A 12306-nucleotide genomic window follows, 5' to 3' on the forward strand; every position below is an offset into this window, starting at 1 on the left:
CCAAGGCGCTTGAGAGAACTCGGGTGAAGGAACTAGGCAAAATAGAACCGTAACTTCGGGAGAAGGTTCGCTCTTGACAGTGAAGTCCCTTGCGGATGGAGCAGTTGGGAGTCGCAGTGACCAGATGGCTGGGACTGTTTATCAAAAACACAGCACTCTGCAAACACGAAAGTGGACGTATAGGGTGTGACACCTGCCCGGTGCCGGAAGGTTAATTGATGGGGTTAGCGCAAGCGAAGCTCTTGATCGAAGCCCCGGTAAACGGCGGCCGTAACTATAACGGTCCTAAGGTAGCGAAATTCCTTGTCGGGTAAGTTCCGACCTGCACGAATGGTGTAACCATGGCCATGCTGTCTCCACCCGAGACTCAGTGAAATCGAATTCGCCGTGAAGATGCGGTGTACCCGCGGCTAGACGGAAAGACCCCGTGAACCTTTACTACAGCTTGGCACTGAACATTGAACCTACATGTGTAGGATAGGTGGGAGGCTTTGAAGGCGTGACGCCAGTTGCGCTGGAGCCGTCCTTGAAATACCACCCTTGTATGTTTGATGTTCTAACGCAGGTCCCTGAATCGGGATCGCGGACAGTGCCTGGTGGGTAGTTTGACTGGGGCGGTCTCCTCCCAAAGAGTAACGGAGGAGCACGAAGGTTGGCTAATCCTGGTCGGACATCAGGAGGTTAGTGCAATGGCATAAGCCAGCTTAACTGCGAGACGGACAGGTCGAGCAGGTACGAAAGTAGGTCATAGTGATCCGGTGGTTCTGAATGGAAGGGCCATCGCTCAACGGATAAAAGGTACTCCGGGGATAACAGGCTGATACCGCCCAAGAGTTCATATCGACGGCGGTGTTTGGCACCTCGATGTCGGCTCATCACATCCTGGGGCTGAAGTCGGTCCCAAGGGTATGGCTGTTCGCCATTTAAAGTGGTACGCGAGCTGGGTTCAGAACGTCGTGAGACAGTTCGGTCCCTATCTGCCGTGGGCGTTGGATGATTGAAGGGAGTTGCTCCTAGTACGAGAGGACCGGAGTGAACGAACCTCTGGTGTTCGGGTTGTCACGCCAGTGGCACTGCCCGGTAGCTAAGTTCGGAATCGATAACCGCTGAAAGCATCTAAGCGGGAAGCGAGCCCTGAGATGAGTCATCCCTGACCCCTTGAGGGTCCTAAAGGGCCGTTGGAGACCACAACGTTGATAGGTGGGGTGTGTAAGCGCGGCGACGTGTTGAGCTAACCCATACTAATTACCCGTGAGGCTTAACCATACAACACCCAAGAAGTGTTCTGAGACTTGTAGCAAGTGCGAGACTACTTACCTAATTCAGTGATAACGACCAGGCAATAGCCAATCAGTCGTTACTCACGTCAGCTTTCCGAGATTGAAGTTATTTGCCTGGCGGCCATAGCGCCGTGGAACCACCTGATCCCATGCCGAACTCAGAAGTGAAACGCGGTAGCGCCGATGGTAGTGTGGCATTCGCCATGCGAGAGTAGGACACTGCCAGGCACCCAACATTGAAAGCCCGCTCATTTGAGCGGGCTTTTTTATTGCCTGAAATCAGCCATTTATAAGCGATAAACAGCTGATCCTCTTCTTCATTGGCCCTGATTGGCACAGGGTAGCTCCATGTTGACCACCCCATCTTCCAGCTGGATGTCGATCTTGAAGCCAAGCCGCTTGGCCAGATTGATCATGCCGCGATTGCTGGGCATGGTCATGCCCGATAGCTGGCCAATGCCCCGCTCTCTGGCGTAGCGCACTATCTTCTCCATCATCAGCTTGCCGAGCCCGAGTCCTTTCAGATCGGAACGTACCAGAATGGCAAACTCCGCATCGGATTGATCCGGGTTGGAAATGGCTCGCACCACCCCCAGGATCTGCTGACTGAAGGCCCCGTCCTGCCCGACGGCCACGAAAGCCATCTCCCGGTCGTAGTCAATTTGGGTCATGCGGGCCAGCTCTTCATGACCCAGCTCCCCTACGTCAGCGAAGAAGCGTTTGTACCTGTCTTCATCCGATACCTTGAGTACAAACTGCTTGTGGGCGGGTTCATCCTCCGGCCGGATCGGCCGCAGCAGAACATGACTCTGATCCTTGAGCCAGGCCCCCTCTTCCAGTTCGGTGGGATAGGGGCGTATGGCCAGTGTATTGCGTCCCTGCACCACAGGCATCAGCGTCAGGCTGGCATCCAGGATGACCATCTCGGCCCCGCATGCCTGCAGCGGATGCAGGTCCAGCTCCTGGATCTCGGGGAAGGCCAGCAGCAGCTCCGACAGCTGGCACAGCACCTGACCCAGAGCATCGATATCGAGTTTTTCGGGGGTGGCCTGCTCGCGGATCTTGCGACTCTTGAGGGCTCCTATGATCTGGTAGCGTGCCAGCGCCTGGTTCAACGGCGGAAGTGCGGCCACCATCTCTTGCGGCTCGGCCCCCGATTCGCCGAGCAGGATGACGGGACCGAAGACAGGATCCTGTTGCAGGCGGATCCTCAGCTCCAGCCCGCCGCTGCGGCGCGCCATCCGTTGTACCAGCAACCCCTCGATCCGTGCTCCCGGGTCGTGTTGCCTCACCCTGTCGAGAATGGCATCCGCTGCCTGGGCGACTTCGGCCGAGGTGCGCAGGTTCAGCATGACGCCGTGCACCGCAGACTTGTGGGCAATATCCGGTGAGCGCAGTTTGACCGCGACCGGATAGCCGATCTGCTCTGCGGTCAGGGTGGCCTCGATGGCATCGGAGACGATCCAGGTCGGCAAAGTAGATAGCCCGGCCGCTTGCAGTATGGGGTGCACCAGGTGGGTATCGAGCGTGAGCTGTTTGCGCTCCAGCGCTTGGCGGATCAACTGCTGACACAGCTCGATGTTGAGCTTGTCGCCCTGCAGGGAGGCGGGGGTCTCCATCAGCTGCTTCTGGTTGCGGCGGTATTCCACCATGTGCATGAAGGCGGCGACGGCGCTTTCCGGAGTGCGATAGGTCGGAAATCCGGCCTCGCTGAACAGACGGCGCCCCTCTTGCGCCGAGTATTCTCCGGCCCAGTTGGTCAGGATATTGAAGCGCCTGGCCCTGGGATGTTGTTTGACGTAGTCGATCAGACTGCGGGCCAGCTCGGCTCCGCGCGCCGTGAGGGAGGGGGCGTGAATGAGCAGGATGGCGTCGGCTTCATCCCCTTGCAGCAAGGTCTCCAGCGCCTGCCGATAGGCGGCAATATCGGCATCACTGCCGATGTCCCGCGGTGGCATGGCCAGTTTGCCACCCCGCTCCAGCAGCACGTCGACCGCCATGTTGGCCAGTCCACGGCCATTGGAGATGATGGCCAATCTTTCCCCCTTGAGGGTCAGGGAGTGGCTCAGGGTCTCGACCGCAGCAAACAGCTCGTGGGTATCTCGCACCCGCAGCATGCCTGCCCGCCGAATGGCGGCATCGTAGACGTTGTCGAGACCATTGGCCGGATCGTGGCGGCCGCTCTTGAGCACCAGAATGGGCTTGTTGCGTGAGGCCGCCCGTGCTGCCGAGAGGAAGTGGCGGGCGTCGTGCAGCTTGTCCATATAGAGCAGGATGGCGCGGGTGGTGCCATCGCGGGAGAGCTGATCCAGCAACTGGCCGAAGTCGATGTCACAGTGATCGCCGAGGGAGATGAAGGCGGAGAAACCCAGCTCATGTTGCTTGGCCCAATCCAGGATGGTGGTGCTGACGGCGGCTGACTGGGAGAGAAACGCCACCTGGCCCGGTTTGGCCGCGATGGGGGAAAAGCTGGCGTTGATGCCCTGACCCGGCAACAGCATGCCCATGCTGTTGGGGCCGAGCAGGCGAATGCCGTATTGGCGGCTCAGCTGTTGGAGCTGCGCTCTCTCCTGCATGGAGAAGTCGGCAGCCAGTATGATGGCAGCCCCGGTGCCTTTCTTGCCCAACTCTTCGATGAGTGGCAGTACACGTTCGCGTTTGGTACATATGATGGCGAGATCGGGGGAGAGCGGCAGGCTGCTGATATCGGAATAGGCCAGTACGCCGGCGATGGCCTTGTTGTGCGGGCTGACCGGCAGTATGGGGCCCTTGAACTGGCCCGCGAGCAGGTGCCTGATCACCACATGACCCGCTTTCTGCGGGTTGGTCGAGGCACCGATGACGGCGATTGACTGGGGTTTGAAGAGCCGATCCAGGCCGCTTGGTTTCATGGGCACTCCCGTGGGTGGCGGATGGTGCCAGTTTAATACGCTTTGACTGCCTGTTCTGTGACCGGTTGCGGATCACTGTTTGGTGAGGGCGCTGACTCGCAGATAAAACTTCATCTTGCCCTGGATCTGGCGCACCGCCGCCAGATGGCGTTCCTGCAGATAGATATCCTGCTCCCGATCCAGCGGGGTCTGTGGTACGCCCAGACTCTGCAGGTACTCTTCAAACAGCTGTGAGCTGTTGATTTCGATCAGATGACGCATCATGGCGAGGCTCCTTCCATTCAGGCTGAACGTAGAGTCTAGTCTGTGACTGCCATCTCGTTATGACCATTGTCAGATTTGACACGAAGCGGCTCACACATCTGCGGGGCCGGGCTCAGTACCGGGCCCGCACGCATTATAGTGAGTGCATGAAACGCTGAGGGGCGAGGTAAATGATCAGAGTCTGGCTGTGGTGCATCGCACTCTTTTCGGGGAGTGCTCTGGCTGCCGAGTCGCACATTCGGGCCTGGAACCTGCTGCTGGATCATCCCAATCCGGCCGTGGCAGGCTTGCTGCGGCTGTCGCTCGATCTGACCGTGCCCGAATACGGTCCCTACCGCCTGAGTGCCAGCCCGCCGATGGAGCAGGGACGAGCCGTCAAGGAGTTGCAGGGTGGCGAGCTGGTGCAGATCGGGGTATTCGCGCCCGATGAGGAGCGGGAACGTACCCTGCTTCCTATCCATATTCCGCTGGCGAAGGGGTTGCTGGGCTGGCGGGTCTGCCTCATCCGGCAGGGGGATGAGGGGCGGTTTGCCAGGATCTACTCCTTGGCTGACTGGCATCACTCCGGGCTCACCATAGGCCAGCACAGATCCTGGCCCGATACCCGTCTGCTCAAGACGAATGGTCTCAGGGTCGTGGTCGGCAGCCTGTATGAGGCCTTGTTCAACATGCTGCGCAAGCAGCGTTTCGACTGCTTCCTGCGCTCCGTCATCGAAATAGAAGATGAGCTCAAGTCACATCCGGATTTGGCCATAGAGCCTCATCTGGTGTTTCGTTATCCGTTGGCGCTGCTGTTTTTTGTCTCGCCAAAATATCCCGAGCTGGCACAACGCATCGAGCTGGGATTGCAGCGGGCGCGCCAGTCGAGTGCCTTCGATCGGGTCTTTGAGGAGGGGTTCGGCAGTACCATTCGTCGGTTGAAGCTGGATGAGCGGGTCATGCTGGAGTTGGATAACCCGGATCTGCCCGCCAGCAGCCGCGCCATGATGGCCGACCCGACCCTCATCTATGCACCGGTCGCTGTCAGCCCGTTAGCGCAGTGATCCCTGGCCGCGTGCAGTATCCCAGAAGGCGCGGATCAGCGGCTCTTCCAGCCGCTTCTTGAGCACGGCGATGCCGACATCGAATGGTTTGAGCGCCGGTCTGGGTTCGACGATGCGCACCTTCTCCCCCATGGGGCTGTGGTCGATCACGGCGGCAGGTACCAGCCCGACGCCAAAACCGAGCGCTACCATGGCGACTATGCCCTCGTTGCCCGCCACCTCGGCATAGATGTTGGGGGCTATGCCCTTGTTGCGAAACCACTGGTCACAGCGCTTTCGCGCCAGCCCCTGCTCGGAGAGGATCAGCGGCAGCCGCTCCCAGTCGGGCTCTCCCTGCAAGAACCACTGGTTGGGTTGAGGCGGGTTGCGTGGGGCGATGAACACCAACGGCACCTGTTGCAGGCTGGCAAACTCCAGCTTGGACGAGAGCGCATCCGGCCGCGCGGCTATGGCGAGATCGGCCTCGTCCGCCAGGATCTTGTCCACCGCCAGCGCCGGGTCGCCGGTCTCCAGCTTGATCTCCAGCTGGGGATAGCGGCGACGAAAGCGCTCCAGCACCTCGGGCAGCAGAAAGTAGCTGGCGGTGACCGAGCAGAACACCCGCAGCCGCCCTTGCAGCGGTTCGTCGCTGCGTTTGAGCTCCTGCTTGAGCTGACGCCACTCCTGCAACAGGCCGCCGCCGAACTCCCGCAGCTTCTCGCCAGCGGGGGTTAAGCGCACCGAGCGGTTGTCCCGATCGAACAGCACGCAGCCGGTCTCCTGCTCCAGTCGCTGGATGGCACGGCTCAGGGTGGAGGGGCTGACCGCCATGGCATCGGCGCTCTTGCCGAAGTGGAGTGAGTCGGCGAGGTGGAGAAACAGCTCGAGATTGCGAAGGTCCATCTTTCAATTCCTGCCGCGGCGCGCTTGCCGACCTGGGATGACACTGGGTGAGATTGCCAAGAATCATCTTTCAATTCTTGCAACATACTGTTTCGAATATATCAGTTCAGGCAATAAGTGTCCCGCGCTATAGTGGTTCAGACAACGCCGTCATCCGGCATGGAATCAATCTAACGGAGCAATCACCATGGCTAACTATTTCAACACCTTGAACCTGCGTCAGCAGTTGGCCCAGCTGGGCAAGTGTCGTTTCATGCAGCGGGCGGAATTCGCCGACGGTTGCGACGTGCTGAAGGGCAAGAAGGTGGTGATTGTGGGCTGTGGTGCCCAGGGTCTGAACCAGGGTCTGAACATGCGCGACTCCGGGCTGGATATCTCCTATGCCCTGCGCAAGGCCGCCATCACCGAGAAGCGTGCCTCCTGGCAGAAGGCCACCGACAACGGCTTCGCGGTCGGCACCTATGAAGAGCTGATCCCGAGCGCCGATCTGGTGCTGAACCTGACCCCGGACAAGCAACACTCCGATGTGGTGAAAACCGTGATGCCGCTGATGAAGCAAGGCGCCGCCCTGGGCTACTCCCACGGCTTCAACGTGGTGGAAGAGGGTCAGCAGATCCGCGCCGACATCACTGTTGTCATGGTAGCGCCCAAATGCCCGGGTACCGAGGTGCGTGAAGAGTACAAGCGTGGTTTCGGTGTGCCGACCCTGCTGGCGGTACACCCGGAGAACGATCCCAAGGGTGAAGGCATGGCCATCGCCAAGGCCTGGGCTTCTGCCACCGGTGGCGACCGTGCCGGCGTACTGGAATCCTCCTTCGTGGCGGAAGTTAAATCTGACCTGATGGGCGAGCAGACCATCCTCTGCGGCATGCTGCAGGCCGGTTCTCTGCTCTGCTACGACAAGCTGGTTGCCGAAGGGACAGACCCGGCCTACGCCGGCAAGCTGATCCAGTTCGGCTGGGAGACCATCACCGAAGCCCTGAAGCAGGGTGGCATCAGCCTGATGATGGACAGGCTCTCCAACCCGGCCAAGCTGCGCGCCTTCGAGCTCTCCGAGCAGCTCAAGACCCTGATGCGCCCACTGTTCGAGAAGCACATGGACGACATCATCGCCGGTGAGTTCTCCCGTGGCATGATGGCCGACTGGGCCGAAGACGATGCCAAGCTGTTCGGCTGGCGCGAAGAGACCGGCAAATCCGCCTTCGAAAACGCGCCGGCGTTCGCGGGCAAGATTGCCGAGCAGGAGTACTTCGACAATGGCGTTGTGATGGTGGCCATGGTCAAGGCGGGTGTCGAGCTGGCGTTCGAAACCATGGTGGCCTCCGGCATCTATGAAGAGTCTGCTTACTACGAATCCCTGCACGAGCTGCCGCTGATCGCCAATACCGTTGCCCGCAAGCGTCTGTACGAGATGAACGTGGTCATCTCCGACACCGCCGAGTACGGCAACTACCTGTTCGCCAACGCCGCCGTGCCGTTACTGCGCGAGCACTTCATGCCGACTCTGAAGGCCGGCGATCTGGGTGCCAGCAAGGCGGAAGGGCAGAGCGTCGACAACCTGGCGTTGCTGGCGGCCAACGAGGCGACTCGCAACCACCCCATCGAAGCGATCGGTCAGGTACTGCGCGGCTACATGAAGGACATGAAGCGCATCGCCGTTGGCGGGTAAGCCTGCATCGGGCAGGATGATGAAGGGGCGGGGATGACGATCCCCGTCGCCGGTCGGGCTGGACACCCGACCGGTCAGCCAGAAAAACCAGCCCGACCCGCCATAAAAAAGCCCCGCTCATCGAGCGGGGCTTTTGCATTCAGAAAGGCCGGATAAATCAGGCTTTCCACGCTTTCCAGGTGTTGATGAGGCCGTTGGTGGAGCCGTCGTGGCTGGTGACGGCCGCATCGGTGTTGAGCTCCGGCAGTATCTTGTTGGCCAGCTGTTTGCCCAGTTCCACGCCCCACTGATCGAAGCTGAAGATGTTCAGGATGGCGCCCTGCACGAAGATCTTGTGCTCGTACATGGCGATCAGGGAACCCAGCGTCTTCGGGGTCAGGCTCTTGAACAGTATGCTGTTGGTCGGGCGGTTGCCTTCGAACACCTTGAACGGCACCAGATCCTTGACCTGCTCCAGGGTTTTGCCGGCAGCCAGGAACTCGGCTTCGACCTGTTCCTTGCTCTTGCCGAAGGCCAGGGCCTCGGTCTGGGCGAAGAAGTTGGCCAGCAGTTTCGGATGGTGATCGCCGATCGGGTTGTGGCTGATGGCCGGCGCCAGGAAGTCACAGGGGATCAGCTTGGTGCCCTGGTGGATCAGCTGGTAGAAGGCGTGCTGGCCGTTGGTGCCCGGCTCACCCCAGATAATGGGGCCAGTCTGGTAGTCAACCGGCTTGCCGTTACGATCCACCTGCTTGCCGTTGGATTCCATGTTGCCCTGCTGGAAATAGGCAGGGAAGCGGTGCATGTACTGATCGTACGGCAGAATGGCTTCGGACTCGGCACCGTGGAAGTTGTTGTACCACAGGCCAATCAGCGCCAGCAGCACAGGCAGGTTCTGCTCATAGGAGGCAGTGGCGAAGTGCATGTCCATCTCGAAGGCGCCTTGCAGCAGGGCTTCGAAGTGCTCGAAACCGACGGACAGGGCAATGGGCATGCCGATGGCAGACCAGGAGGAGTAGCGGCCGCCAACCCAGTCCCAGAACTCGAACATGTTGTTGGTGTCGATGCCGAACTCGGCCACGGCCTTGCCATTGGTGGAGAGCGCAGCGAAGTGCTTGGCAACATGGGCCTTGTCACCGGCGATCTTGATGAACCAGTCGCGGGCGGTCAGGGCGTTGGTCATGGTCTCCTGGGTGGTGAAGGTCTTGGAGGCCACCAGGAACAGGGTGGTTTCCGGATCGATCTTCTTCAGGGTTTCGGCGATGTGGGTGCCATCGACGTTGGAGACGAAGTGCATCTGCAGGTGGTTTTTGTAGGGGCGCAGCGCCTCTGTGATCATCACGGGGCCGAGATCCGAGCCACCGATACCTATGTTGACCACGTGCTGGATCGCCTTGCCGGTGTAGCCTTTCCACTCGCCGGAGATGATCTTCTCGCAGAAGCCCTTCATCTTGGCCAGCACGGCGTTCACTTCCGGCATCACGTCCTTGCCGTCGCACTCGATGGGACGGTCGGAGCGGTTGCGCAGGGCCACGTGCAGTACGGAGCGACCCTCGGTCATGTTGATCTTGTCGCCGTTGAACATGGCATCGATCGCGCTGCGAAGATCGGTCTCTTTGGCCAGATCAACCAGCAACTTGAGGGTTTCCTCGGTGATCAGGTTCTTGGAGTAGTCGACCAGAATGTCGCCGCCAAAGGTGAGGGAGAACTTGTCGAAGCGCTTCGGATCCTGCGCGAACAGATCCTTGAGTCGAGTCTCTTTGTTAGCTGCAAAATGGGCTTCCAGCGCCTGCCAGGCCTGGGTCTGGGTTGGATTGATATTTTTCATAGGATTACCGATCTTCCAAGTTGTGTTTGAACCTTGCAGGCAAGGCTCCCGCCAAACCTTATTATTCGAGCACTCTATCGGGCCCATTATACCGGGCTCATTGCGCGGCCCGTGTAACAGAGCTTTACCAATTGTCTGCCATCAAAGGAGTTTACAACCAAAACGCTGCGATTATGAGTCACTCATGGTCAGGGGATCTTGAGTTTGCTCATACTTCACCCGGCTTGCGCGGGTTGAAAGGGCTTTCATCTATGGCTGGCCGCGGCTTGCTGCCTGGCAAGTTCGTGTTACAGCCAAAGGGGTATCTGACAGCCGCCTTTCGGCTCATTTTATGAGCAAACGCAAATTGTCGGGATGAGGCCTTGGCTAGCATATGAACCGAATGGACGAGATCTCCCAGGGATGGCCACTGTCTGGAATGAGGAGATCGATATGAAACACGTTTTATCCCTGTTTGCCCTGAGCCTGATTGCCACCGGCCTCATCGGCCTGTTGACCATGGTGCTGACCAGTGCGGCGCCAACCCTGGAGATTCGGGTGCTGGCCGTGATCGGCGCCGTCCTGGGGGGCTATGTGCTGGTGCAGCCGTTGCTCAACCGGGTCGCTCGTCGGCTGGGGTAAGGGGTTCCGCCGCCTGTATGGATGGGCGTGCCGGTCCAGGATGACAGCTGAGCAAATTCCGGCCCCGGTGGCCGGATTTTTTATGCCTGTGGCGTGCCCATGAGGCCCAGAAACGACCATGCCAGCACTAAGGCTGGCATGGTGGCACTCAGGTCCGGGTTCAGGCCTGGGGTTTTTGCATGTGCATGACCATCTGCGGGAAGGGGATCTCGACACCTTCGGCGTCGAACGTCAGCTTCACCTTCTCGTGAAAGTCGAACCAGACACCCCAGTAATCGGCGGTCTTGACCCAGGGGCGTACCACTATGTTGACCGAGGAGTCGGCCAGGGCGGCGACGGCTATAGTGGCGGCCGGATCCTTCAGGATGCGCGGCTCTTCATTCACCAGGCGCTCCAGGATCTGCTTGGCCTTGCGCAGGTCAGAGCCGTAGCCGATGCCGAAGGTCATGTCGACGCGACGGGTATCCATGCGCGAGTAGTTGACTATGGTGCCGTTGAGGATGGCGGAGTTGGGTACCACCACCATCTTGTTGTCACCCGAGGTGAGGGTGGTGGTAAACAGCTGAACGGACTGCACCACACCCGCGGTACCCGCCACTTCGATGAACTCGCCCGCCTTGATGGGGCGGAAGATGATCAGCAGGAAGCCGGCGGCGAAGTTGGAGAGCGAGCCTTGCAGCGCCAGACCAATGGCCAGACCGGCGGCACCTATGATGGCGACGAAGGAGGCGGTCTGTACCCCGACCCGACCCAGGGCGGCGATCACCACGAACACCAAAATGGTGTACTTGAGGATGCTGCCGACGAAATGGGTGACTGTGATGTCCAGCTTGCGGGCCTGCATTACCTTGACCACTGCGCTGCTGAGGAGGTTGGCGGCGATGTAACCGATCAGCAGGGTGATCAGGGAGGCCGCGATGTTGACGGCATACTCGATCAGCAGGCCCTGGTTATTGACCAGCCAGGTCTGCGCTTCGGTAATGATTTCGGGTTCCATAGGATGTCCTGTCAGGCAGTAAAGGTTTATGACGCATGAATCTAACACTGGAATGCGACAATCCGGGTCGCATCTGGTGCTCATCCCCTCTTTTTTGCCACAAAAAACAAGGGAGGCCAAGGCCTCCCTGTTTGCACCAACCCGTCTGGACCAGCGTTGTTGCTGATGATTGCGGCTGAATAGCCGCTGGGCTGAGTGGTCAGCTTTGCAGCAACTGGCTGCGGATGAACAGCCATTGATCCTCGAAGCCGGCGGTGGGCTTGAGTTTGAACTCGGAGCGGACAAACTGGCTTATCCGCCCCTCGGTATAGGCCAGCAGCAGATTGGCCAGCATGGTTTCGTCGAGCTGGAAGCCCTGGCCTTCCCGCAGCCGCTTTTCCCGCAGTACCTGCTTGATCTGGGTCTCCAGCTTGTCGAACAGAATGCTGATGCGATCCCGCAGCCGATCGTGTTCGCCCAGCAGGGCGTCGCCGTTGAGGATGCGGGTGATGCCGGGGTTGCGCTCGGCGAACACCAGCAGCAGCTGAAGGATGTGATGGCAGCGGGCCATGGTGTCCTTCTCTTCCGCCATGATCAGGTTGACCCGTGACAGCAGGGAATCCTCGATAAAGTCGATCAGCCCCTCGAACATCCGCGCCTTGCTGGGAAAATGTCGATAGAGGGCTGCCTCAGAGACACCCACCTCGGCCGCCAGACGTGCCGTGGTGATACGCTGGCCAGGACTGGTTTCCAGCATATGGGCGAGTGCTTGCAGGATCTGATCGCGCCGACTCTGTTTCTGATTACTGCTTGCCATGGATTCCCCTAAAAAAACAATGGCTTGATTCTATTATTAGGCACAGGCCCAAGGGC

Annotated in this window: 9 protein-coding genes and 2 rRNA genes (1 of these 11 only partly in view); 5 read left to right on the forward strand and 6 right to left on the reverse strand. The window is 59.5% G+C overall.

Annotated elements, in window-relative coordinates; genetic code table 11:
* Together IU367_RS00385 and rrf are read left to right on the forward strand one after the other, a co-directional pair.
* Positions 1 to 1266: ribosomal RNA gene (locus tag IU367_RS00385) — 23S ribosomal RNA — on the forward strand (it extends 1624 nt beyond the left edge of the window).
* Between the two features lie 127 nt (positions 1267 to 1393).
* Positions 1394 to 1508 (forward strand): 5S ribosomal RNA (gene rrf, locus IU367_RS00390).
* A gap of 89 nt (positions 1509 to 1597) precedes the next feature.
* Here rrf and IU367_RS00395 read toward each other — a convergent pair.
* Both IU367_RS00395 and IU367_RS00400 read right to left on the reverse strand, forming a co-directional pair.
* The gene (locus IU367_RS00395; RefSeq protein ID WP_274453153.1) at positions 1598 to 4171 is read right to left on the reverse strand and encodes a bifunctional acetate--CoA ligase family protein/GNAT family N-acetyltransferase; all 2574 of its coding nucleotides are present in this window, start codon (positions 4169 to 4171) and stop codon (positions 1598 to 1600) included.
* A 72-nt stretch (positions 4172 to 4243) separates the two neighbouring features.
* Positions 4244 to 4435 carry a hypothetical protein gene (locus IU367_RS00400; RefSeq protein WP_098981107.1) on the reverse strand — a complete coding sequence of 64 codons (192 nt, stop codon included), beginning with the start codon at positions 4433 to 4435 and terminating at the stop codon, positions 4244 to 4246.
* Positions 4436 to 4605: 170 nt separating this feature from the next.
* On the opposite strand from IU367_RS00400, the gene IU367_RS00405 reads away from it, so the two are divergent.
* Positions 4606 to 5478: a type 2 periplasmic-binding domain-containing protein gene (locus IU367_RS00405; protein WP_098981104.1), complete on the forward strand. Its 873-nt coding sequence runs from the start codon at positions 4606 to 4608 to the stop codon at positions 5476 to 5478.
* Here IU367_RS00405 and ilvY read toward each other — a convergent pair.
* The gene (ilvY, locus tag IU367_RS00410) at positions 5467 to 6360 is read right to left on the reverse strand and encodes an HTH-type transcriptional activator IlvY (protein WP_098981102.1); all 894 of its coding nucleotides are present in this window, start codon (positions 6358 to 6360) and stop codon (positions 5467 to 5469) included. The genes IU367_RS00405 and ilvY overlap by 12 nt on opposite strands.
* Before the next feature lie 187 nt (positions 6361 to 6547).
* On the opposite strand from ilvY, the gene ilvC reads away from it, so the two are divergent.
* Positions 6548 to 8029 carry a ketol-acid reductoisomerase gene (ilvC, locus tag IU367_RS00415; protein WP_274453154.1) on the forward strand — a complete coding sequence of 494 codons (1482 nt, stop codon included), beginning with the start codon at positions 6548 to 6550 and terminating at the stop codon, positions 8027 to 8029.
* Between the two features lie 157 nt (positions 8030 to 8186).
* Here the strand turns inward: ilvC and pgi are convergent, their stop codons facing one another.
* Positions 8187 to 9836, reverse strand: coding sequence for a glucose-6-phosphate isomerase (gene pgi, locus IU367_RS00420; protein WP_098981100.1), 1650 nt, complete (start codon positions 9834 to 9836; stop codon positions 8187 to 8189).
* Positions 9837 to 10268: 432 nt separating this feature from the next.
* Between pgi and IU367_RS00425 the strand changes: the two genes are divergently transcribed.
* Positions 10269 to 10457 carry a hypothetical protein gene (locus IU367_RS00425; RefSeq protein WP_043139637.1) on the forward strand — a complete coding sequence of 63 codons (189 nt, stop codon included), beginning with the start codon at positions 10269 to 10271 and terminating at the stop codon, positions 10455 to 10457.
* Positions 10458 to 10617: 160 nt separating this feature from the next.
* Here IU367_RS00425 and IU367_RS00430 read toward each other — a convergent pair whose 3' ends face one another.
* Together IU367_RS00430 and slmA are read right to left on the reverse strand one after the other, a co-directional pair.
* A complete protein-coding gene (locus IU367_RS00430) occupies positions 10618 to 11454 on the reverse strand; it encodes a mechanosensitive ion channel domain-containing protein (protein ID WP_042873341.1) in 837 nt (278 codons plus the stop codon).
* A gap of 199 nt (positions 11455 to 11653) precedes the next feature.
* Positions 11654 to 12250: a nucleoid occlusion factor SlmA gene (slmA, locus tag IU367_RS00435; protein WP_005321293.1), complete on the reverse strand. Its 597-nt coding sequence runs from the start codon at positions 12248 to 12250 to the stop codon at positions 11654 to 11656.
* Positions 12251 to 12306: the final 56 nt, after the last annotated feature.

It is taken from the genome of Aeromonas bestiarum, from assembly GCF_028751155.1.
Taxonomy (GTDB): domain Bacteria; phylum Pseudomonadota; class Gammaproteobacteria; order Enterobacterales; family Aeromonadaceae; genus Aeromonas; species Aeromonas bestiarum.

Coding starts and splice junctions, on each gene's coding strand:
- IU367_RS00395 (WP_274453153.1), bottom strand. CDS start 4,171: ATGAAACCAAGCGGCCTGGATCGGCTCTTCAAACCCCAGTCAATCGCC.
- IU367_RS00400 (WP_098981107.1), bottom strand. CDS start 4,435: ATGATGCGTCATCTGATCGAAATCAACAGCTCACAGCTGTTTGAAGAG.
- IU367_RS00405 (WP_098981104.1), top strand. CDS start 4,606: ATGATCAGAGTCTGGCTGTGGTGCATCGCACTCTTTTCGGGGAGTGCT.
- ilvY (WP_098981102.1), bottom strand. CDS start 6,360: ATGGACCTTCGCAATCTCGAGCTGTTTCTCCACCTCGCCGACTCACTC.
- ilvC (WP_274453154.1), top strand. CDS start 6,548: ATGGCTAACTATTTCAACACCTTGAACCTGCGTCAGCAGTTGGCCCAG.
- pgi (WP_098981100.1), bottom strand. CDS start 9,836: ATGAAAAATATCAATCCAACCCAGACCCAGGCCTGGCAGGCGCTGGAA.
- IU367_RS00425 (WP_043139637.1), top strand. CDS start 10,269: ATGAAACACGTTTTATCCCTGTTTGCCCTGAGCCTGATTGCCACCGGC.
- IU367_RS00430 (WP_042873341.1), bottom strand. CDS start 11,454: ATGGAACCCGAAATCATTACCGAAGCGCAGACCTGGCTGGTCAATAAC.
- slmA (WP_005321293.1), bottom strand. CDS start 12,250: ATGGCAAGCAGTAATCAGAAACAGAGTCGGCGCGATCAGATCCTGCAA.